Origin of the sequence: Rhodococcus sp. APC 3903 (genome assembly GCF_030407755.1) — a bacterium.
GTDB lineage: Bacteria > Actinomycetota > Actinomycetes > Mycobacteriales > Mycobacteriaceae > Rhodococcus_F > Rhodococcus_F erythropolis.
Genome location: NZ_JASDCV010000047.1, coordinates 1 through 20,348 on the forward strand (window position 1 = coordinate 1; position 20,348 = coordinate 20,348).

Consider the following 20,348-nt stretch of genomic DNA (forward strand, 5'->3'; position numbering starts at 1 on the left):
CAATCACCTGATCATCCGGCCGCAACGACAACTCGTCCACCACCGCCACCCGCACCGCCTCGAGACGAAGAATCTCCGCGCTCGCCGACACCGCAGCCGCACGCAACTCAGAAGCAGGTAACTGCCACAGCCGTCCACGCAACCCCACCGCAGAACCAGACACCACATCCGACAACAAGACGCTCATTGAATCCCCCGATCCCCACCTCTAACAATACTCGAACATCAGTTCGAGTCAAGAGGTTATGTGAGGGCGCGAATGAGTGGAGTGGGGTCCGCGACTACGAACAAATGGCCGCCCCCGCTGACCTCTTCGAAGCGAGAGTGGGGGATCATCGAGTGGGCCCAGCGGGCAACTTCGATGGGTACGTTCCTGTCATCGGTTCCGTGCAGGAAAACCGTTGGTACCGAGATGGATTGAAGCAACCCTGGCATCTCGTGGCGATACCGAGCCAAGTCGACAACCCCTGCGGATCCGCCCTGTGCGATCCCTTCGGATGAATCCAATTGGAGAGCAGGGCGATGCGACTCGTCGGTCATGACGGCCTGATCGGCGGCCGGCCAGATCGAGACGGAGTCGCTGCGCAACTTGGAGAACACTCCGGTTCCCGCAAGCATTGCGCCAGCCATGCGGGGAGCCCAGTTGGCGGCAAAGTACAGCGCGGATACCAGTTTTATCCTGCGCCGCAAAGTATCTCGTGGGGCTCCGGGAATCATGGCGCACGCCAGCACCAATTTCGAGACTCGTTCGGGTACGGCCGCAGCGACTGCGAGCGCGTAACCGCCGCCTCCGGAGAAGCCCATCAGTGCGGCCGAGTCCAACTCGAGATGATCGATCAGAGTGACGTAGTCGTCGTCCCAGGAATGAAATCCCTTGTCCGTGTGTGGATCTGTGCGACCGAAGCCGGGGCGATCGGGGACGATCAGCCGTAGACCCGCCGTCGCAGCCGCGTTGTCGAGCGAGAGCCCCTCGTATCGGCTGCCAGGTGATCCATGAACCACGACTACCGGCCGGCCAGTCGGATCGCCGTACTCGCAGAACGCGATACGGCGCCCCGAGGTGCCACGAATTTCGGTTGTCGTCACGCTACTTGTCATGTTGTGCTTCCTCGCTGCGCGATCGACGCCACGCCATCCAGAATGAGCGTGACTCCGAATTCGAACCTTCGGGCGGGATCGTGATGAAGCGCGAACACCGATGCCTCGCGTCGATCGGCGGGTGCACTGTCGAAAGCTCCGCGTCCCAATTGAATTGCGACGTGTCCGGTCACGAAATCATGCACGGCGCCGTACGCGTAAGTGGCCTGTTCGTCATCGAGGCCGGCCTGCGAAAGCGCTCGCACGACTCGGTGGGCGGTATCGTCGGCGCCGGGCGCTTCCAGTGATGCCTGCCGATGGGCTTCCAGAACGAGAGGATGCTTCATCAGAAGGTCATGTAGACCGTAGGCGAACGTGCGGGCAACCCCGCGCCAGTCGGTCGGCCAGTCGATCGACGAGACGGCTTCTCCCACGAGGGTGGAAATCAGGTCTCGCCTCAACGCGTCGATGCCGCCGGTAGTGCGGTGGACGGACATCGGCGATATGCCCAGTCGCTCGGCGAGCACTCGAAATGAGACCGCGTCCAGGCCGTCCGTATCGGCGATCTCGGCCGCAGCATCGAGTATCTGTCTGTGACTCAATGCTTTTGGTCGACCGGCCCTTGCGGAGCCGGCGGATTCGGATACCATGCTGACAACAATAGCGATACGCGTATCGAAATTACAAGTGTCGATTGACCTACAAGGAGTGCTGCCCGATGACTGATCTCCATCAATTGTCCGCTGTCGAACTCGCCGGTGTGATCGCCGCGAAGCAGGTCTCGATCCCCGAGGTGGCCCGGTACTTCGTCGATCGTGCGACCACTTCCGATGACGTGGGTGCATTCACGACGATCGCCGGGGAACATGCGATCGAACTCGCCGAGCAGGCCCAGCGAAGGTTGGACGAGCGGGACGCCGGACCGCTTCCGCGCCTGTTCGGCGTCCCGACGGCCATCAAGGACCTCGACGCGACTCGCGGCATCCGCACGACCTTCGGATCGGCGCTCTTTCGGGACTTCGTGCCGGACGCCGATGACGAGATCGTCGAGGCGATCCGAGAAGGTGGTCTGATCGATATCGGCAAGACGACGGTGCCCGAGTTCGGGGCAGCGTGTTACACCGAGCCGGAAATTGCTCCGCCCGCGCGCAGTCCGTTCGATCGCACACGAAGTGCTGCCGGTAGCAGTGGTGGCGCCGCGGCCGCCGTTGGCGCTGGTCTGGTGCCGTTTGCTCAGGGAAGTGACACCGCCGGGTCGTTGCGTTCACCGGCAAGTACGTGCGGAGTCGTGGGCCTCAAGCCGAGTCGCGGTCTGATCACGATGGGGGTGGCAGGTCACGACAACTTCGGTTTTGCGAGCAAGGGGCCGATCGCCCGAACGGTTCGCGATACCGCTGCACTGCTGGATGTTCTGGCGACGCGACCTGGCGCCGGGACGATTCACCCGCCCCGGCCGAAGTCGTTCGAAGAGTTTGTCGTCCAGGCAGAAGGATCGCACTCTCGCCCCCTGACCGTCGCCCTCGCTCATGGCTCGGTATCCGGCGGCACGGTGGACCCACGAGTCTCCGAGGCGGTATCGAGGGTGGGCCTCGTTCTCGAGAGCCTGGGACACAACGTGTTCGAACGTCCTCAGGCCCGAGACGACGCCTTCGTCGATGCCTTCACCACGATGTTCTCGTCCTTGGCCGGCACCAAGCCCATTCCCGAAGAGTACGAACACCTTCTCCGTCCGATAGTGCAGCACTTACGTGTTCGAGCAAACGAAGTGCCGTCGGGCGATCTGGCCGCGGCAATCGGAGTTGTTCAGGCATGGGCGCGGCGGTGGAGCCTGGATTACGCCGACGCCGATCTTGTTGTCACCCCGACGGTGACAACACCGCCGTTGGCAGTCGGTGAGCTACGTAATGACGAAGACCCCGCGACTGAACTGATCGACATGGTCGCTTTCACGGGAAACACCATCGTCGCCAACGCAACTGGATTCCCGTCGATCAGCTTGCCGCTCGGTTGGACGGAAGACGGTGTTCCACTCGGCGTGATGATCTCGGCGAAATGGGGTTGCGACGCAGAATTGCTCTCTGCCGCTGCAATGCTGGAGAACGCGATGCCGTGGAAGGATCGATACCGATTCGACCGCGCAACCGTGCTCTAACCCGGGAGCGACGTCCGCCCGCCGGCCGATGCAAACCCCAACCACGTGTGGCGGTTACCCCACCAACACCACCCGACTTTCGGGGCGTTGCGGTTGTCTTTGCCGTCCCGGCCGGTTCCGTTGCTGATCCACACAGCCGGGGTTCTGGTGTCGAAAGTTCCGTCAGGCTTACGCAATCGGGAGCCGATGGTCATGAAGCACTTTCCGCGTTCGAGGACGTCGGGGCGCTGCAACAGCCAGTGAATGCCTTCGGTGAGGGTCAGCGGCGTACGGTCGGCATCGACGATCGCGGGAAGCGCTTCGTCCGGGCTCCAATTGGCCAGGTGATCCCCGCGGTCGACTTCGCCGAGCAGATACATCGCGGTATCAGGCAACGCGGCTGGCTCGGTAGGAGCGAACAGATCGACGTCGGCCATGTCGACGACAATGAAGCCCCGCTTGTTCTTGTGCTCGAGCAGGGGAGTCAAAATGGAAGCTGGAGCGAGTTTTTCGTGCACGGTAAGCAGTCCAGCCTCACCTTTTCCGGCTGCGGCGGCTGCCCTGACGTCGCCGGCAGAAAGCCCGGCCATCTCGTGTACCCCGAGTTCGATCAATCGCTCGGCCTGCTGATCGATGGGCGGGAGGTCGAAGTGCATACCTGCGATCCTACCGATCGTGAGCAGGCCGAGCGGTGGGATCGGCGGTGAGGGAAGTCGGCCACGAGACGCCCAATGCGCGCATGATGAACGGGACGGTGGTCGCCACGACAGTGTCCACTCGGTCGCCGGCCATGAGCATCGGGCGACGGCTTTCCACGCAGGCGAGGATGAGTTGCGCGGACGCGGCAGCATCGGAATCGACAAAGACGCCGGCGTCGACACCTTCCTGGACGAGCTGTTCTACCAGAACCGACAGCGGGACAATATGTTCGAGGAAGCTTTCGCGATCCTGCGCGGACAGCAATTCGACCAACGCGATTCCCGTGAATCGCTGCAGTGAGAACTCGACGAGCGTCAGTTTGACGAGGATTTCGATTCGGTCGACAGGATTCTCGCGATCCGCGAGTTCACGCTCGGCCAGGAGCAGGAATCTGTCCATCTCGCGGGTGGACCAGGCAAGCAGTAACGCAGATTTGTCGGGGAAGTAGTTGTACACCGCTGTCCGTGAGACACCGGCTGCCTGGGCCACAGTCTGCAGCTTCACGTTCTGCCAGCCCTGCTCGTGAAGTTCGCGAATGAACGCGTCCAACATGGCTTCTCGGGTCGCGATCTTGTGTTCTGCGGTTGTCGCGCCACCGGTCAGCTTCGGCATGGTCGATCCTCCTGTGTCTGATTCATGGTCACGGGGAGGTCGAACAGATCCGCAACAAGGCGTGGATCACCCTGCCACATCGAGACGGGTACAAGCATCATCTGCTGCGCGATCGAGCGTACGGATCGGCAGACTTCCTGCGCTTCGGCGGCGGTGAGCGTCGTGCGTTTGCGTAACCGCTCCATCTCCGCGGCAGTCAGATCGGTGATCCATTCTTCGGCCGCAAGCGAGAGGGGTGAATCCGGTGTCACGGCCGATCCAACTCGGCACTGGAGAACCTCGAAGTCATCACGGACAGCATGACGACGGCGACGACCGAAACGGCGTGTGCCGCCGCCAGCCAGAGCGACTCGGGTGCATGTTTGTGGAGGGTCGGCGCCATCAGCATGGCCATGAGGAGGGCGAGACCCGACAACATCGCGGGGCCGTTGGGTCGGCCGACAAGCAGGCTGACCAGGAGAACGAGCGCGACAACGCTGCAGGCCACGTCTACAGGCGGGTACGTGGTCGGGACGATTCCGTGGACGGTGTCGGTTAGGTTCAGCCCGATCGACACCAATTGTGCGAGGCCTGTCGCGCCGGCCAGCCAGGCCGTCCACCGCAGTCCGTGAAGACCGGCTTTCCGCACCACGGTCAGAGGCTCCTCCGAAGATCCCCATGCTGCGGACGTCGGTGTTGTCACGGGCCTTCTCCTTTTTATGACGAGGTGTCGTCATAAAGTATCAGCGCTGGAAAAGTGGGTTTCCGAGGGTAGGTAATTGGCTAGTCCTGAGGAGACAGACACGGCAATATCAACAGTTGAATAACCGACGAGGCGAACTGCGGGAGGTGGCTCGATGACGACCCCTGTCCGCACGGATCGGCCCTCGTCGAAACAGAGTTGGTTGGCGCGCGCGGCATTTGCGGCGCTGGTTCTTGCAGTCGTGGTGCTCCTGATTTTCGCCGGACTGAAAACCTTGACCATGCTGATCCTGGGGATCGGTGGGGTGGTCGTGTGCGTCGTAGCGGTGTACTGGTTTCTGACCACCCGCGGATTCCTCCGCTGGATCTCGTTGGCTGTGGCGGTTCTGACGCCGATCGTGGTGCTCGCCTTCCTGATCCGAGAACGCCTCTTGTGGGTGGTGCTGCTCTCGATCGGATTGTTCGTCATAGCCGGTATCTGCGCCCGCGCCGCTTTGGAGGGGGAGGAGAAGGAACTGCCGGTGGTCGAGCGACCGGCGCCGCCGCCCGCCAAACCGTTCTTCGTGATGAATCCGAACTCCGGCGGTGGCAAGGTCGAGAAGTTCGACTTGAAACGCAAGGCCGAGGAACGAGGGGCCACGGTCGTACTGCTCGAGGGGCCGGAGAAGATCGACGTGACGGCCTTGGCCAGGCAGGCGGTCGCGGACGGCGCCGACCTACTCGGTGTTGCCGGTGGCGACGGAACTCAGGCGTTGGTTGCCGCTGTCGCGGCCGAACACGACCTGCCCTTCCTCGTCGTCAGCGCCGGGACGCGCAATCACTTCGCCGCGGATCTGGGTCTCGACCTCGACGATCCGTCACGGTGCCTCGACGCGCTTGTCGACGGCGTCGAGGTGACGGTGGATCTGGGTAATGTCGGCGGTCGAACCTTCGTCAACAACGCATCGTTCGGGGCATACGCCGAAGTTGTCCAGAGTCCGGAGTACCGCGACGCCAAGACCAGCACCTTTCTGCAGAAACTCCCGGATCTGCTCGCCGGACGCGCCGGAGCGGTGCTGACCGCGCGCTCCCCGAGCGTGTCCGCGGTGGGTCCACAGGCGGTTCTGGTCAGCAACGGACCGTACGAGATGAACGACTTGGCGGGGCTCGGTCATCGCCCGCGATTGGACCGGGGCACTCTCGGGATCGTGGCGATCTCCGTCGGCAGCGCCCGTCAGGCCGTCGGGTTACTCCATCGGGCGCATCAACGAGGCCTGGCTCAGGGCACCGGATTCGAGGTGATCATCGACGCCGACACCGACGAGATTCCGGTCGGCGTCGACGGTGAGGCTCTGGTGATGCCGACTCCCGTCAGGTGCACGGTCAGCCCGCAGGCACTGAGAGTCAGAGTCCCCCGAGACCGTCCGGGCGTCCGTAAGCCCAGGCATGCCTGGGATCTGGTCCGATTGCGAGAGTTGGCTAAGTTCACGAAATCCGGCGCATGACCTGGCGATAGCCTTGCATGACTGCCAGCAGAGTGAATCCGGCAAACATGTCCGATTTGCACCGGATGCTGGCAGCATTGAGGGCCGGCACGGATCCTCGAGGAGCAATCGAATGACGATCACACCCAGCGAAGCGCCGGTAGTCGAGACAACGTGCGGGCCGGTTCGTGGATCCACGAAAGGCGCGGTATCGAGTTGGAAGGGGATCCGCTACGCGGCACCTCCGGTCGGGCCGTTACGTTTCCGCGCACCGGTTCCGCCACAGCCGTGGACCGAGATTCAAGACGCAACAGAATTCGGTCCGTGTGAACCGCAAAGTCGACTTGCGATGATCCCGCTCGGCGAGAACGTTCCAATGGACGAAGACTGCCTGTTTCTCAACGTATGGGCGCCGGGCCCCGCCGGCTCTGATGCGCCGGGTAAACCGGTTATGGTCTGGATTCACGGCGGTGCGTACTTTCGCGGAGCATCCAGCCAACCACTGTTCGACGCAACCGCATTGGCTGAAAATGGTGACGTTGTCGTCGTCTCGATCAACTACCGCATCGGTGTGTTCGGCTTCGTCGATTTCTCGTCCTTCAATTCGAGTGAACATACCTTCGAGCCCAATGTCGCTCTCCGCGACATGATTGCAGCGCTGCAATGGGTTCAAGGCAACATCGCGGCCTTCGGTGGTGATCCGAATCGGGTGACGTTGTTCGGCGAGTCGGCAGGTGGCGGGGCTGTGACGACGCTGATGACCGTGCCGGCCGCCCGTGGCCTGTTTCATCGCGCTATCGTCGAGAGTTCCCCCGCCACTTCGGTGTACGGGAGTGAACGTGGCGAGATCGTCGCGAAGCTGTTTCTCGAGATCTTTAGCGGCGGTGGCGATCTGGGTCTATTGCGGTCCACGTCTGCCGAAGACTTGATCGGGCCGTCAGACGAACTGTTTGCTCGCGTCCCTCAGGAGACGCCCGGCACTTTGGCGTTCGCGCCGATCGTCGACGGTGATCTGCTCCCTGATTACCCGGTGCGCGCGTTCCGTCACGGCAGTGCACACCCGATTCCGCTGATCATCGGAACCAACAAAGACGAATCTTCGCTCTTCCGGATGATGAAATCGCCGTTGATGCCGATCGATCCCGTCGTGATCACGTCGATGTTCGCGGAGATCGCCGACGAGCACCCGGGGCTCGAGCTACCCGATCATTCTCAGATCGAAGGTGCGTATTCGGGGCTGTCCAAGCTGGGCGCTGGTCTCGGGCTGACCCGTGACTTCGGATTTCGTTTGCCCACGCTGTGGATTGCCGAGGCGCACAGCAAGATTGCACCGACGTGGTTGTACCGATTCGACTACGCGCCGCCGATGCTCAAGGCGCTGAAAATTGGTGCGACCCACGGGACCGAACTTGCCTACGTCTTCGGCAACATCAATCACGGAGCGCGGGACATCACCTACAAATTGGGTGGGCTGAGCGCGGCGCGTCACGTGTCAGAGCGCATGCAGGCTAGGTGGCTGGATTTCGCCAGAGCTGCAGGTGATTACGGCACCGGGGCCGATCGTGAACTGGGTGCGGACCCGGGGTGGCCCACTTACGACACCGACACACGCTCGTCACTGTTGATCGACAAGCACGATGCCGTCGTCGCTGATCTGGATTGCGAGATCCGGGAGGCGTGGGGTGACACGGTGATTGCATTCACCTGATGGTTCCGGTCTACTGCAGTGTGGCGAGATAGTGCGAGACGGGTCCCGCAGTGAGCATTCCGCTTCCGGCGCCGGCAATTTCGGCGGCGGCAGGTAAGAGCGCCGCTCGAGCGCGCTCCTTGACTCGACTGTCGCCGACTGCAGTGGCCGCCGCGGCAGTCAGGCACCACAGTGCCTCGGAGAGTAGGTCTTTGGGCGGGTCCGGCAATGCCTCGACGGCCTTCGCTGCTTCGTTCGCCTGCCCCTGTGCGATGAGCAGGTGTGGCCGGGCCCAGGGTTCGTACGGGCCCCACTGCGTAGCCGGGTCGAAAATTGCCGGCAGTCCCCGCCACACGCGGAGGGCGAGAATTGCGAGAGGGACTATGCCGTCCTCGAGACCCGGCATGCCGGAACCGGAAAGGTTCACCGCCGCAGCTTCGTACAGCGTCTCGCAGTGCGCCGCTTCTGCGCCGGTAGTGGCCGTTCGCATAGCGCGAAACCAGGTGGTGAACACCGCTGCCAACGGCCGTTCGTGACGTCCGGCCAATCGATCAACTGTCTCGGCGTGTAGCTCGGCTGCGTCGAATTGCCCCAGTGCGCCGAGCGCTTGCATACGGATGAGATGGCCGAGAATCTCGAAGGTGGACAGTCCGTGTCGAGCGGAGAGGTCGACCAGTTCACGGCCGATGCCGTCGCGCTCGGAGGCCAGACCGGTAGTCCAGAACGTCTGCATGAACAATCCGTTCAGAGCGAAAGCCAGGAGACCTGGATCGTCGAGAGCGCGACTGATCTGCACTGCAGCGCGGGCACATTCGAGCCCGCGCTGACCGGACAGTCCGCGCGATTCGAGTGCAATTGTCGCCAACAGTCTGGCCCGAGCGGGTTCGTTGCCGACCGGAAGTCGATCGAGGGTGCGCTGAGCGGCCGCGACGATCTGTGCAGCCTGCCGAGGATCGTCGGATCGTGTCCAGATTCCGGGCACGTCGTAGTTGCCGATGATCCGTGCGGTGAGTTCGACATCGTCCAATTGTTCAGCGGCACCGATGATTGTCAGTCGTTGGTTTCGGGCAGTCTCGAGTCCGCTTCCGCCCGTAACTGCCAAACTTCGGAGCAGGCCGACGGTTGACTCCAATCTCGATTTCGATCCTGCCGCTACGGTCCGGTCGTACGCTGCCGAAACCTGAGTGAAGATCTGTTCTGCCGCTACAGGATCCAGGTGGTTTTCGCGGCGGAGAATGTCCGACTCGAGGTCGGTCAGTCGTGGCCCGGGGTCGATGCCCAACTCTTCGGCGAGTAGCTCGCGTGCGCGACGTAGGACTGCCAGAGCATCGCCTTGACGGTTGGAGCGGTACAGCGCGAGAGCGAGTAGTCGCCAACCATCCTCGCGCCAAGGGTGTTCCGTGACGTGGGCGTCCAGATCGGGAATCGCTTCGGCAGTTCGCCCGAGATCGAGTTGCGCGGATGCGAAGCGTTCGACGGCAGTCAGACGCAGTTCTTCGAGGCGCGACCGCTCCGATCGAGCCCACGGTTCTTCGGCGAAATCCGCGTAGGCCGGTCCTCTCCACAGCTGGAGCGCGGTTCGGAGCAGTTCGAGTGATTGCGCCGGCGTCGAATCGGCGCCTTCACGTACCAGTCTTTCGAATTCCCAAGCGTCGACCGCGTCGGGTGCAGCGCGAAAGGCGTAGCCAGGCCCTTCGGTGACAATGACTTTCGGCTTCGTTCGCGGGGCACGATCCGGTTCGAGTGCGCGCCTCAGTGCGGAAACGAACGTACGTATTGCACTGGTCGCCCCGGCCGGAGGATCGACCCAGAAGTCGTCGACAATCACGTCCACCGGAACAACACGTCCTCGGGCAATGATCAGACGAGCGAGGACCGCTCGGTGTCGTGGACCTTTCAGATCGATCAACCCTGACGAATCGTTCCACGCGACCACGGGTCCGAGAACTCCGAAAAATATGTGGTCTCGCATTTCCCCACGTTATCGCGCTCATCGAATGCTCATCGACTACGGCGAGGCTGATTGCCATCACCCGAACTATTGCCATCACCCCAACTATTGCCATCACCCCGACAAACGAGAGCGACCGATGACGATCACCATTCCAGGCTTCGACTATCAGCAGATTTCCACAACAGACGGGGTGCGGCTCAACGTCGCGGTCGGCGGAAACGGGACACCACTCGTCCTTCTTCACGGTTTCCCCCAGACGCACCTCATGTGGCGTCACGTCGCCACTGCGCTGGCGTCGGATCACACCGTCATCTGCCCAGATCTCCGCGGATATGGAGCCAGCGACAAACCGGTCGAGGAAAACCCGGACACCTACTCCAAAAGAACAATGGCTGCCGACATTGTCGAGGTGGCGAAGAAGCTGGGACACGAGAAGTTCGCCCTCGTCGGCCACGATCGTGGTGCGCTGGTTGCCGTCAGAGCTGGGCTGGACCACCCGGATGTGATCACACAGCTCGGTTCGCTGGACGTGCTCCCGACCTTGGATATGTGGGACATCCTGCACGGATCGAATGCTGCTGTGGCGTTCCATCTCTATCTCATGGCTCAGCCACCCGGTCTTCCCGAGCAGATGATCAGCGCCAGCGCCGACGTGTTCTTCGAGCACTTTCTCGACGTGTGGACGCAGAACCGCGAAGCGATTCCGGTAGACGTGCGGGCGGAATACCTGCGCGCCTCACGGGAGGCGGTGCCGTCGATCGTTGCCGATTACCGGGCGTCGGCAGGCATCGACATCGAACACGATCAGGTCGATCGGGAGGCGGGCAACCAACTGCACATGCCGGTCACGGTCATTCAGCAGGACTGGGGTTCGATGCTCGGTTACGACGCCGAGGCCCGGTGGAAAGCGTGGGCGCCCGATCTCGAGCACCGCACGCTGTCCGCAGGTCACTTCATGGCAGAAGAGGCGCCTGCCGAAGTGGTCGAGGCGATCCGCACTCTGCTGAAAAGGTAGTTCTAGCGCTTGACCCCGGCCGCCAAGTCGTCGACCAGGACCTTGGCGGTCAAGGCGTATCCCGCGGCCTTGTAGTAGTCGAACGGAATTACGCGACCGGCCTGTGCGGCGGGCAGGCGCTGCCACGTCGGCGAGGTGTACACGCTGCCGGAGGCGCTGCGATCCAAGGCGAAGATGACGTCGGCTTCTTCGAGACGGTTGAACTGCTCCGACCCGAGCATCACGCGAAGGTCGGGGCCTTCACGGAGCACCTCGAACCCGAGGTCCTCGGCGACGGCGGTGCGGAAATCGTTCTGGAACCACGCGATCTGATCCTCTGCGGCGGCAACGAAGGCAACCTTCTTGCCGGCCATCAGCGGTTCGACGGTCGGGCGGACCTGAGCCACATGGGCATCGTACTCGGCGAGTACTTCTTCGGCGCGATCGCTGCGCCCGATACCGGTGAGGAAGTCCGACATGACTTTGCGCCACTCCGGGGTGAAGTCCTTGCCGACGGGCAGGACCGGTGCAATCTGCTGCATCCGGTCGTTGCCGTACGACCCGGTGTCCCACCAGCCGGCGCTGAGGACGAGAAGGTCTGCGCCGAGGGTCGAGATGTATTCGAAGTTGGGATCCGAAGCACCTTCGGCGAAAATCTCGACACCGGTGGCATCCGGGACCTCGCGGCGAAGGTGTTCGGCGGCGCCGGTCGGGTAGGCGGTCACCGGGTACCCCGCAAGGATCGACAATTCGAGGCCGTCGCGTGGATCGAGGGCAACGACGTTCTGGGGGTCCGTCGGAATGATCAGCTTCTCGTCGCCGCGTGTGAACTCGAAGGTCTCCGCGTTATCGGGCGTCGAACTTTCCGTGCTGCTGCAGGCGGCGAGAAACGCGGCCGCAGCGACGCCCGCGCCGACGCCGAAGAAACCGCGCCGCGTCAGGTTGTCCACGATCGCCCAGTAGTCGCGATCGGTCGTGGAGGGAGAAAGAAGTCGAGTCATATTTGTTAGGTTAGCCTTAGGGGTTGCCTTCGGGAATGGCGAAACAGCTCCCGTGAGCGCCAAGAAATACGGCGAACACGCCAGCGCGCAGAGTGTTGTCGGCGTCACCGGCCCGCCTGAATCACAACCCACTTTCGACCTTTGACGTGCATGACGTCACAACCGGCCGCCTCCTCGATCGCGATTTGGCCCTGATGGCGCCGACTATGCTGGGTGCATCAGCAGTACGATTTCGGAGGTTGCAATGCAGATCACCAGCGTCGGCCACGCAGGATTTCACATCCAGACCGAGGCCGGATCCATCCTGTGTGATCCATGGGTGACCCCGACGTATTTCGCGTCCTGGGTGCCGTTCCCCGACAACACCGAGCTGGACTGGGACGCGCTGGGCAATTGCGACTACCTCTACGTCTCGCACCTGCACAAGGACCACTTCGATCCGAAGAACCTGATCGCGCACGTCAACAAGGACGCCACCGTCCTGCTCCCCGATTACCCGGTGCCGGACCTCAAGCGTGAGCTCGAGAAGCTCGGCTTCCACAAGTTCTTCGAGACGGAAGACTCCGTCAAGCACACCGTCAGCGGTCCCAAGGGCGATCTCGACATCATGATCATCGCTTTGCGCGCTCCCGCGGACGGTCCGATCGGTGACTCAGGCCTGGTCGTCTCGGACGGGGAGACCACCTGTTTCAACATGAACGACGCCAGGCCAGTCGACCTCGACCCGCTGACCGACGCCTTCGGGAAGGTCGACATCCATCTGCTGCAGTACTCGGGCGCGATCTGGTACCCGATGGTCTACGACATCCCGAAGGGCACCAAGCGCAACTTCGGCAAGCAGAAGCGTCAGCGCGGCATGGACCGCTGCCGCAACTACATCGCCCAGGTCGACGCTGCGTGGGTTGTCCCGTCGGCCGGCCCGCCGGTCTTCCTCGACGACGACCTGCGTTACCTCAACGACGATCACGGCGACGAGGGAAACATCTTCCCCGACCAGATCACGTTCCTCGAGCAGATGCGCATCAACGGCAACGATCGTGGTCTGCTGATGATCCCCGGCTCGGCCGTCGAACTTCGCGGAAGCGAGAAGGTCGCCCTGACGCATCCCATCCCGGAAGCGGACGTCGACAAGATCTTCTCGAACAAGGCCGAGTACATCGAGAAGATGGCGCAGAAGATGGCACCGGTCATCGCCGCGCAGAAGGCTACGTGGGCTCCGGCCGAAGGCGAGCCGCTGCTCGACGGTCTGAAGGCCAAGTTCGAGCCGATCATGGCGCAGTCCGATCTGATCTGCGACGGAATCGGCTACCCCGTCGGACTCGTGATGGGAGAGGAGACGGTCGTCCTCGACTTCCCGAAGCGGATCGTTCGCGAGCCCATCGACGGAGAAGGTAAGTACCGCTACGGCTTCCGCATTGCTCCCGAACTGGTTCGCACCGTTCTGCGTGACGACGAGCCAGACTGGGTCAACACCATTTTCCTGTCGACACGCTTCACGGCGTGGCGCATCGGTGGGTACAACGAGTTCCTCTACACGTTCTTCAAGTGCCTCACCGACGAACGCATCGCATACGCCGACGGCTGGTTCGCCGAGGCGCACGACGACAGCGCGTCTATCGAGTTGGGTGGCTACGAGATTCAGCGTCGTTGCCCCCACCTCAAGGCTGACCTGTCGAAGTTCGGTGTCGTCGACGGCACCAACCTCACCTGTGATCTGCACGGCTGGCAGTGGGATCTCGAGACCGGCCGCTGCAAGACGTCCAAGGGCCACGAGCTGCGCACCAGCAAGCTGAGCTGAACCGAGCTCGTCGGGTGACGGGATACAGCAGGTCGCTGATCGGCCTGGCGACAGCGCTCGCCGGGTTGGCCGGTTACGTCGACGCGCTCGGATTCATCACGCTCGGTGGGCCTTTCGTTTCGTTCATGAGCGGCAACATGACGCAGGCGAGCGTCGCATTTGCAGACGGGGTGTGGTCGACCGCGCGGGTGGCAGGCGGCATCATCGTGCTCTTCCTCCTGGGAATCGCGCTGGGAACCGTCGTCACCCACTTCACGGAGCGGTACTCCGTCCGGACCCGCAAGGTCACAGTGCTTGCGGTTGTGGCTGGACTGCTGGCCATCGGTTCGGTGATGAGCAGCCTCGACGTCACCCCAGGCGCGATCTCGGCGATGGCCCTGGCGATGGGAGCCGTCAACTCGGTGTTCCAACGCGACGGTGAGGTGACGATCGGTGTCACGTACATGACCGGTGCGCTGGTCAAGATGGGCCAGCGTCTCACCGGAGCCTTTCTGGGCGGCCCGAAGTGGGCGTGGCTGCAGCACTTCGGGATGTGCGCGGGGTTGATCGCGGGCGCGGTAGTCGGTGCGCTCGTTCATCGGTGGATCGGCCTTCACGCTCTGTGGCCTGCTTCGGCATTCACGGTTCTTCTGATCGCCGTCGCGTGGCGGGTCTCGCCCCCGGCGCCGGCACAGGTGTAAAAAGAGCGGGGTACACAAGCCGGAGTGCGGGGGAACTGTGGATGCTCTGATCATCGTTGTGCTGGGACTACTCGGAATCGTCGCCGCCTCGACGCTGGGGGCGCGGATCGGAGTCGCGGCGCCGCTGATTCTGGTGATGGCCGGGATCGTTGTCAGCCTCCTCCCCTTTGTCCCAGCAGTGGACATCGATCCGGAATGGATTCTCGCGGGTGTGCTTCCGCCGCTGCTGTACTCAGCTTCGGTCTCGATGCCGTCGATGGAGTTTCGGCGTGAATTCGGTGCTATCGGTGGGCTCTCAGTTCTCCTCGTCGTGGTGAGTGCGCTTGTTCTGGGTGTGTTCTTCTCCTGGGTGATACCAGGACTCGGCATCTGGTGGGGCATTGCACTCGGCGCGATTGTGAGCCCGACGGATGCCGTCGCGACGTCCATCGTCAAGAAACTCCCGGTCTCGCCGCGGGTGGTGTCGATCCTCGAAGGCGAAAGCCTGCTCAACGACGCTACCGCTCTGGTCCTGTTGCGTACTGCCATCGCCGGAGCGGCCGCGTCGGTATCGCTGTGGAGTGTGTTGGGCAAGTTCGCTTTTGCCGTCGTCGTGGCCGCGGTCATCGGTGTTGTCGTCGGCAAGGTCAACCTGATGGTTCGTGCCCGTGTCACCGACTCGACGGTCAACACGGTCATCTCGTTCACGGTGCCGTTTCTGGCCGCGATCCCCGCCGAAGAGTTGGGTGCATCGGGGTTGGTTGCTGCCGTTGTGGCCGGGCTCGTCACCGGCTACGACGCTCCTCGGAAGCTTTCGCCGCGTCATCGGTTGTCGGACTCCCAGAACTGGCGCACAGTCGAACTGGTCCTCGAAGGTGCGATCTTCCTGGTGATGGGCCTCGAACTCTCGTCGATAGTCGACGATGTCCGGGTCGACCACGAGGGAATCACCACCGCAGTCTTCGTCGCTGCGGGTGCACTGTTCCTCACGATCTTGGTTCGGGCTCTGTACGTCGCGCCGCTACTGCGAGCACTCCAGGCGCGGGCGAACTTTCGCGAACGCATGAAACCCAGACTCTCCGACATCGCGAATCGTCTCGACAATCCGGAGGATTACCCACCGGACGAAGGGCGGCGTAGCAGGCGCCGGGCGCCTTCGGCGAATCAGATGGAACGGTTCAAGATTCGGGTGCGGCGGACGGTTGCCGATATCGATTACTACCTTGCCGCGCCGTTGGGATGGCGTGAAGGGGCGATCGTCATCTGGGCCGGTATGCGCGGAGCGGTCACTCTGGCTGCCGCGCAGACTCTTCCGGAAGACACTCCGAGTCGATCGCTTCTGATCTTGGTGGCGTTCCTGGTCGCAGCCGGCTCGTTGATCCTTCAGGGTGGGACGTTGAAGCGCGTCGTAGTGGCGGTCGGTCCGGCAGCGCAGGACCTCACCGATTCCGAACTCGACGAACATCGACGTTTGCTCGCTCTCCTCGAGGATGCTTCTGCGAGTTTCGTTCCACCCGAGGGGCAGTCGAAGAAGAAGACCCGGCTCGACGTGATCGACGCGCAGCGCCAAGCGCTACTCGACGCGCGGGACGACGGCCTGTTCGACGCACGGATGCTCGGATCGGCACTGGCCGCGCTGGACGCCGATCAGATCAGCCTCGAACTCAAGGGCGGTCCGGACGGTTGATCACGTGCACAGTCTCTTTCGAGCAGACGTCATCATTGCCCGCGTGATCACGCCGTGCAGTACCTGAACTGGTGCGAAGTAGATTCGGCCCGCGCGGTTCTTCAGCTCCACGGCAGTGACGACGTGCAGGAGACCGGCGTCGTTGTCGGCCTGAACCGAGGCGACGAATCGTAGGTGTTTCTCGTCCGCCTCGATGAGGGCCTCGCCGTCGGCGATCTTGTCGACGGTAAAGGTGTCCGGGCGTCCCTTGGCGATGCCGAGCAGTCCGACTACCCGCTCCCTGAGCCAGAACATCGCGAGGACTGGTGCGGGGACATTCCTGACGTCGAAGACGGCCTGCGCCCACTCCTCGGATGTATGGGTCGGAACAGACGGGATGGTGATCGTGGTGGCTTCTGCCCAGTCCGGTGCAGGCATTGCCTTGAATGCGAGTGTCATTTCATCCTCCGTACGGTGCCGTATGGAACTTACCCATACGGTACCGTACGGAGGTGACGAATGCCCGCGCCCGACTCTCCCGCGATCAGTGGATCGATGCTGCTTTCGAGGCTCTGACCAGCCACGGGCCAGGTGCCGTCGCTGTGGAGAAGGTGGCACGCACGCTGGGATCGACCAAGGGTTCCTTCTATTGGCACTTTGCGAACCGTGACGAATTGCTGCAGGCTGCGCTCGATCGATGGGAAGTTCTGGCAACCGAGCGACTGATCTCTTCCGTCGAGGCCTCCGGCGAACCGGCAGAGGTGAGGTTGCGTCGCCTGGTCGACGCGGTCACAACCGGACTGCCCGGTCGCCGTGCGGAGTTGGAACTGCTTGCCGGGATCGACCATCCTGTGGTTTCGGCGGCGGTTCGACGTGTCACCGAGCGTCGAGTCGCCTACATCGTGACGTTGTTGGTCGATCTGGGGATGGACAGGCAGAAAGCGGAACATCGTGGCGTACTTGCCTATTCGATGTACCTGGGGCAGATGCAATTGGTGCACAGTGCGCCAGATGTGGTTCCTGGCAGCGGTGCGGACGCTCACGCGCTCGCCGACGAGTTCGTGAGCATGGTTCTGGCCGGGTAAGTCCGCCATCGAATGCAGCGTGATCTGCGCATCACCCTGCGCTTTCAGGTGAGGGACCACACATTGCGCGTAACCCATAGTTACAGATACTTTGAGGTCAGCTGAAGTGGGGTGCCGGATATGTCGGCATTTCCCGGAGGCGCAAAACCGTTTCACGACAGGAAGAAAGGTGACTCACCATGAGCGTTGTGCTTATTTCGTTGCTGGTCGCCGCTGGACTCACCGTGCTGGCCACCAGTGACGGTGCCGGTCTGGACTTCGGGAGTCGGCAGCTGAACCGCCAGTTGAAGACCCGCACGCACCGGTAACCCCGGAAATCGGCCGGCTCCACGCGATACTTCGCGGAGCCGGCCTTTTGCGTTGTCCGGTCAGTTCACCCCGAGATCTGCCAGCCAGGCCCGCGTGCTGCGGGCAGTGATACCCAAGGCAGCAGTAGAACCCGTCGCGGAGTCGAACGCGACGCTGTCGGCAGATTCGAGTCCCGTGTAGAGCTGGGAAACCCCGGCTGCTGCACCCGCTCCGATGATCGGCGCAATCGATGCACCGAAGGCATCGGGTGTTACGGCTTCGAAAGTTACCGCGCGCGAGAAGTGTTCGGCGAATGCCTCGGCCAATTCGATACCGGTGATCGCCGGAATCTGTCCGATGTCGACCGCGTCCGGTGCTACGTCGAGAGTCAGGGCCGCGACGGCTGCATCAGCGACGTCGAGATGTGAACTCCATGCGACCGCGAGATCGGCACGCAGTGGGTAACGCAGGACGCCTTCGTCTTTCACTCCCGACAGCACAGTGGGCAGAAGAAGATTCTCGAGGAACAAACGTGGGGTCAGAACGGTCACCGCGATGCCTTCGGCGCGAAGTCCGTCGACGAGCTCGGAGAGAACGGGTGTGTTGGGACCGGCAAGCGGCGAAGTAGCGTCGCCGATCACCGTGCCGCTGGTAGAGATCACGAACCGCGAAGGGCGCGCCGCTCTCGCTGCAGCCAGAACATTGTGGGCATAACCAGCTAGCGTCTCGGTGTCTCCGGCGAGTGGCAGGTGAAAGAACACCCCGTCCGCCCCGCGATAAGCGTCGGCGAGAGAGTCGACTGACGCATTGTCCGCGACGACGGTGTTCGCACCCTCGAACGTCTGGTCAGGGTTACGCGTGATTGCTCGGACTTCGGCCCCTGCCGATCCGGCGAGAGCCGCGACCAATCCTGCGAGAACGGGAGAACCCTGTGCGCCGGTGGCGCCATGCACTGTGTAAGTCATGACGCCTATAGTTCACATCGGGAACCAGTTACTTCAAGTGAACTAATGGAGACTCGATGAGTGAATCAGGTCACGTTCTTCCGGAGTGCGGCGTCGCGCGCTTCCTGCTGGTCCTGGACGGACCGTGGGCAACGCTGATCGTTCGTGAGCTCACGCACGGCCCCATGCGCTTCACGGAACTACGACGCGCTTTGCCCGGCATCAGTCCAAGGACACTGTCGGCCAGGCTCAAACGTTTCGAGGAGTTCGACCTGGTGACCCGGACTGCTTACGCCGAGGTGCCGCCGCGAGTGGAGTACGAACTCACCGCGACGGGGATGGAACTGCGCTCCGTGCTCGAAGCGATGGTCGAGTGGGCGGATCTGGCACTCCCCGTTTCCTGACGTGCCCTCAGCGCGGGCCCGAAAGTCCAACTCGCAGAGCGCCACAGGCCTCGAACATCGCGTCTTGTCCGGTGTGGCCGACGCCGGTGGTGTTGACGAAGGCATGGATCAAACCGCTGTGACGCCTCAGTGCGACCGGGACTCCGGCCTCTCGCAGCCGGTTCGCATACGCTTCGCCCTCGTCGCGTAGTGGGTCGAAACCGGCGATCGCAACGTACGCGGGCGGTAGGCCGGCCAGGTCCGGAGTGAGCAGCGGTGAGACTCGCGGGTCGAGAGCCGAAGTGCCGCCCGACAGGTAATGGGCTGCATACCAGTCGAGTTGGGCGTCGGTGAGAAAGAAGTCGGTGCCGAACATCTTGTGCGACGGGCGCTTCGACGAAAGGTCCACCCAGGGAAAGAAGAGCAGTTGGAATGCGGGTTTGACGTCGTCTTCGGTCGTGGACTGCGCGACGACGGCAGCCAGGTTCCCGCCGGCGCTGTCTCCGCCCACTGCAATGGATTTCGGATCGGCGCCCAGTTCCGCGGCATGTTCGACGCAGTACCGGAATGCGGCGACGGCGTCGTCGATCCCGGCGGGAAAGGGGAACTCCGGTGCCAGCCGGTAGTCCACCGACAGCACACTGACTTCGCCGTGGCGGGCCAGGAAGCGGCACACACTGTCGCCGCTCTCGAGGCTGCCGAGGACGAACCCGCCGCCGTGGAAGTACACCAAAAGTGGAGCGGGCGTGGAGACCCCGGCCGGGCGATACAGCCGAGCGGAAATCGCGTGGTCTCCGGCCGGGATCTCGAGGTCGCGAACCGTTTCGATGTCGATGGGCGTACCGCCGAACAGTCGCGATTCGGCGTCGATCTGAGCTCGTCCCTCTTCGACCGGAAGATGCTCGAAGCTCGTACCTTCCACTGCCGAGAGCAATCGCAGTGCAAGCTGGATCTCGGGGTGCAGAGTCTGTCCGTCGATCTCCTTCGGCTTGCCACCGAGAATGCGCTGCGCGCCGGTCGGTAAGGCGCCAACGACATCGAGCACCACCCGCGCAACACGATCTTGGACAGACATCTTCTCCGTGGACATACTCGCCTTCCGTCGGCTGATCACCCGTCGCTTGTACGTTACGAAAGAACTGGACAAATATCCAGGAACTTCGACGCTCGCGATCAGCTTGCCGGCGTCACCGTGACTGTGACGGGGCCCGCGTCGTCCGCGGTTT

At 62.7% G+C, this 20,348-nt stretch carries 21 protein-coding genes and 1 pseudogene; 10 read left to right on the plus strand and 12 right to left on the minus strand.

Annotation, left to right across the window (positions count from 1 at the left end; translation table 11 throughout):
* From QMA15_RS31405 to QMA15_RS31415, 3 genes and pseudogenes are all read right to left on the minus strand, one after another.
* Positions 1 to 187, minus strand: a pseudogene (locus QMA15_RS31405) (HNH endonuclease); the annotation flags it as partial.
* Between the two features lie 56 nt (positions 188 to 243).
* The gene (locus QMA15_RS31410; protein ID WP_070795460.1) at positions 244 to 1,098 is read right to left on the minus strand and encodes an alpha/beta hydrolase; all 855 of its coding nucleotides are present in this window, start codon (positions 1,096 to 1,098) and stop codon (positions 244 to 246) included.
* Positions 1,095 to 1,727 (minus strand): TetR/AcrR family transcriptional regulator C-terminal domain-containing protein, encoded by a 633-nt coding sequence (locus tag QMA15_RS31415; RefSeq protein ID WP_232253178.1) that lies wholly within the window; start codon positions 1,725 to 1,727, stop codon positions 1,095 to 1,097. Before QMA15_RS31415 ends, QMA15_RS31410 begins: the two co-directional genes overlap by 4 nt.
* 68 nt (positions 1,728 to 1,795) lie before the next feature.
* Between QMA15_RS31415 and QMA15_RS31420 the strand changes: the two genes are divergently transcribed.
* A complete protein-coding gene (locus QMA15_RS31420; RefSeq protein ID WP_290288802.1) occupies positions 1,796 to 3,229 on the plus strand; it encodes an amidase in 1,434 nt (477 codons plus the stop codon).
* Here the strand turns inward: QMA15_RS31420 and QMA15_RS31425 are convergent.
* The 4 genes from QMA15_RS31425 to QMA15_RS31440 are packed head-to-tail and all read right to left on the minus strand — an operon-like array spanning position 3,226 to position 5,201.
* Entirely contained in the window at positions 3,226 to 3,864 is a 639-nt protein-coding gene (locus QMA15_RS31425) for a DUF5701 family protein (protein ID WP_019745916.1), read from the minus strand. The genes QMA15_RS31420 and QMA15_RS31425 overlap by 4 nt on opposite strands.
* Before the next feature lie 10 nt (positions 3,865 to 3,874).
* Positions 3,875 to 4,519 (minus strand): TetR/AcrR family transcriptional regulator, encoded by a 645-nt coding sequence (locus QMA15_RS31430; RefSeq protein WP_019745915.1) that lies wholly within the window; start codon positions 4,517 to 4,519, stop codon positions 3,875 to 3,877.
* Positions 4,507 to 4,770: a hypothetical protein gene (locus QMA15_RS31435; protein WP_019745914.1), complete on the minus strand. Its 264-nt coding sequence runs from the start codon at positions 4,768 to 4,770 to the stop codon at positions 4,507 to 4,509. Before QMA15_RS31435 ends, QMA15_RS31430 begins: the two co-directional genes overlap by 13 nt.
* Positions 4,767 to 5,201, minus strand: coding sequence for a hypothetical protein (locus tag QMA15_RS31440; RefSeq protein WP_029256603.1), 435 nt, complete (start codon positions 5,199 to 5,201; stop codon positions 4,767 to 4,769). The genes QMA15_RS31435 and QMA15_RS31440 overlap by 4 nt, the downstream gene beginning before the upstream one ends.
* A gap of 154 nt (positions 5,202 to 5,355) precedes the next feature.
* On the opposite strand from QMA15_RS31440, the gene QMA15_RS31445 reads away from it, so the two are divergent.
* Together QMA15_RS31445 and QMA15_RS31450 are read left to right on the plus strand one after the other, a co-directional pair.
* Positions 5,356 to 6,684, plus strand: a complete 1,329-nt coding sequence (locus QMA15_RS31445; RefSeq protein WP_019745912.1) for a diacylglycerol kinase family protein — start codon at positions 5,356 to 5,358, stop codon at positions 6,682 to 6,684.
* Between the two features lie 112 nt (positions 6,685 to 6,796).
* The gene (locus QMA15_RS31450) at positions 6,797 to 8,371 is read left to right on the plus strand and encodes a carboxylesterase/lipase family protein (RefSeq protein ID WP_290288816.1); all 1,575 of its coding nucleotides are present in this window, start codon (positions 6,797 to 6,799) and stop codon (positions 8,369 to 8,371) included.
* A 10-nt stretch (positions 8,372 to 8,381) separates the two neighbouring features.
* On the opposite strand, the gene QMA15_RS31455 is transcribed toward QMA15_RS31450, so the two are convergent.
* Positions 8,382 to 10,322, minus strand: a complete 1,941-nt coding sequence (locus QMA15_RS31455) for a BTAD domain-containing putative transcriptional regulator (RefSeq protein WP_290288819.1) — start codon at positions 10,320 to 10,322, stop codon at positions 8,382 to 8,384.
* 118 nt (positions 10,323 to 10,440) lie between these two features.
* Between QMA15_RS31455 and QMA15_RS31460 the strand changes: the two genes are divergently transcribed.
* Positions 10,441 to 11,319, plus strand: a complete 879-nt coding sequence (locus tag QMA15_RS31460) for an alpha/beta hydrolase (RefSeq protein WP_279163409.1) — start codon at positions 10,441 to 10,443, stop codon at positions 11,317 to 11,319.
* A 2-nt stretch (positions 11,320 to 11,321) separates the two neighbouring features.
* On the opposite strand, the gene QMA15_RS31465 is transcribed toward QMA15_RS31460, so the two are convergent.
* Positions 11,322 to 12,299, minus strand: a complete 978-nt coding sequence (locus QMA15_RS31465; protein WP_060937769.1) for an ABC transporter substrate-binding protein — start codon at positions 12,297 to 12,299, stop codon at positions 11,322 to 11,324.
* Between the two features lie 244 nt (positions 12,300 to 12,543).
* On the opposite strand from QMA15_RS31465, the gene QMA15_RS31470 reads away from it, so the two are divergent.
* From QMA15_RS31470 to QMA15_RS31480, 3 genes are read left to right on the plus strand one after another with little or no spacing between them, the layout of a single operon-like run.
* Positions 12,544 to 14,097, plus strand: coding sequence for an MBL fold metallo-hydrolase (locus QMA15_RS31470; protein WP_070385064.1), 1,554 nt, complete (start codon positions 12,544 to 12,546; stop codon positions 14,095 to 14,097).
* A gap of 14 nt (positions 14,098 to 14,111) precedes the next feature.
* Positions 14,112 to 14,777, plus strand: a complete 666-nt coding sequence (locus QMA15_RS31475) for a YoaK family protein (RefSeq protein WP_019745905.1) — start codon at positions 14,112 to 14,114, stop codon at positions 14,775 to 14,777.
* A 37-nt stretch (positions 14,778 to 14,814) separates the two neighbouring features.
* Positions 14,815 to 16,443: a sodium:proton antiporter gene (locus tag QMA15_RS31480; RefSeq protein WP_279163410.1), complete on the plus strand. Its 1,629-nt coding sequence runs from the start codon at positions 14,815 to 14,817 to the stop codon at positions 16,441 to 16,443.
* Here QMA15_RS31480 and QMA15_RS31485 read toward each other — a convergent pair whose 3' ends face one another.
* Positions 16,444 to 16,881: a DUF2867 domain-containing protein gene (locus QMA15_RS31485; RefSeq protein WP_019745903.1), complete on the minus strand. Its 438-nt coding sequence runs from the start codon at positions 16,879 to 16,881 to the stop codon at positions 16,444 to 16,446. It abuts the gene before it with no gap.
* A 53-nt stretch (positions 16,882 to 16,934) separates the two neighbouring features.
* On the opposite strand from QMA15_RS31485, the gene QMA15_RS31490 reads away from it, so the two are divergent.
* Both QMA15_RS31490 and QMA15_RS31495 read left to right on the plus strand, forming a co-directional pair.
* Positions 16,935 to 17,507 (plus strand): TetR/AcrR family transcriptional regulator, encoded by a 573-nt coding sequence (locus QMA15_RS31490; RefSeq protein WP_069145352.1) that lies wholly within the window; start codon positions 16,935 to 16,937, stop codon positions 17,505 to 17,507.
* Positions 17,508 to 17,686: 179 nt separating this feature from the next.
* Positions 17,687 to 17,815, plus strand: a complete 129-nt coding sequence (locus QMA15_RS31495) for a hypothetical protein (protein ID WP_003943237.1) — start codon at positions 17,687 to 17,689, stop codon at positions 17,813 to 17,815.
* A gap of 60 nt (positions 17,816 to 17,875) precedes the next feature.
* Here QMA15_RS31495 and QMA15_RS31500 read toward each other — a convergent pair whose 3' ends face one another.
* Positions 17,876 to 18,760, minus strand: a complete 885-nt coding sequence (locus QMA15_RS31500) for an NAD(P)H-binding protein (protein ID WP_046379550.1) — start codon at positions 18,758 to 18,760, stop codon at positions 17,876 to 17,878.
* Positions 18,761 to 18,816: 56 nt separating this feature from the next.
* Here QMA15_RS31500 and QMA15_RS31505 point away from each other — a divergent pair, with 56 nt between their 5' ends.
* Complete coding sequence (locus QMA15_RS31505) at positions 18,817 to 19,143, plus strand: helix-turn-helix domain-containing protein (protein ID WP_019745900.1); 327 nt, start codon at positions 18,817 to 18,819, stop codon at positions 19,141 to 19,143.
* A gap of 7 nt (positions 19,144 to 19,150) precedes the next feature.
* On the opposite strand, the gene QMA15_RS31510 is transcribed toward QMA15_RS31505, so the two are convergent.
* Positions 19,151 to 20,212, minus strand: coding sequence for an alpha/beta hydrolase (locus QMA15_RS31510; RefSeq protein ID WP_113682896.1), 1,062 nt, complete (start codon positions 20,210 to 20,212; stop codon positions 19,151 to 19,153).
* Between the last annotated feature and the right edge of the window lie 136 nt (positions 20,213 to 20,348).